The organism is Mycobacterium sp. PS03-16, assembly GCF_004570325.1.
Taxonomy (GTDB): Bacteria; Actinomycetota; Actinomycetes; order Mycobacteriales; family Mycobacteriaceae; genus Mycobacterium.
On record NZ_SPQO01000079.1, the window covers coordinates 1 to 1,072 of the forward strand.

Here is a 1,072-nt window from a genome sequence, read left to right on the forward strand (position 1 = left end):
TGTACTCGGCAGGGACGTTGTTGACGGTTTGGCTGTGAGAGGGGAGGACCTCCGGGCTTAGTGGAGATGTCTGACGTCTTCACACACACGGAGGTCCTCGTGTCCCACGCTAATGCTCGGCTGACCGTCCATGGTCGACAACTGCTCGTTGACCGAGTGCTCATCGGTGGCCGAAAAGCCGCTCACGTGGCCGCCGAACTGGGTGTGTCGCGGCAATGCGCCCATCGATGGGTGAAGCGCTATCTCGAGGAAGGTCCGGCTGGACTAGTGGACCGCTCGTCGCGGCCGCACCGATGCCCGCGCCGCACCACCGCCGCGGTGGAGTCGGCAGTGGTCGAATTGCGCCGCTCCTCCCGGCGCGGCCAGGACTGGATCGGCGCGGAGCTGGGTCTGCCGGCCCGCACCGTCAGTGCCATCCTGCGCCGCCACCATCTGCCCTATCTGCGCGATTGTGACCCGCTGACCGGTGAGGTGATCCGCGCCTCCAAGACCACTGCCGTGCGCTATGAGCGGGCCCGTCCAGGCGAGCTGATCCATATGGACGTCAAAAAGATCGGCCGCATCCCCAACGGCGGCGGCTGGCGCGCCAACGGCCGTGGTGAGGGCGACAACCGCGACCGTCGACACGGCAGCGGCTATGACTACGTGCACTCAGCCGTCGATGACCACTCCCGCCTGGCGTACTCAGAGATCCTGCCCGACGAGAAGGGCCCGACCTGCGCGGCGTTCCTGGCCCGCGCCGCGGACTACTACGCCGCACACGGCATCGCGGCCATCGAACGCATCATCACCGACAACCACTGGAGCTATCGACACTCCCACGACGTCGCTGCCGTCGTCGCCGACCTGGGCGCCCGGCACGTCTTCATCAAGCCGCACTGTCCTTGGCAGAACGGGAAGGTCGAACGCTACAACCGCACCCTGCAAACCGAATGGGCCTACCGGCAGGTCTTCACCACCAACGACGCCCGCTGCGCAGCCCTTGCCCCCTGGCTCGACTACTACAACAATCAACGCCGCCATTCAGCCCTCGGAGGACAACCCCCGACCAGCCGACTGTCACCAACCTGAC

General features: G+C 66.2%; 1 protein-coding gene. It reads left to right on the plus strand.

From position 1 onward, the window contains the following. The first annotated feature begins 99 nt into the window (after positions 1-99). Complete coding sequence (locus E4P42_RS26765; RefSeq protein WP_135129649.1) at positions 100-1,071, plus strand: IS481 family transposase; 972 nt, start codon at positions 100-102, stop codon at positions 1,069-1,071. The last annotated feature ends 1 nt before the right edge of the window (position 1,072 follow it).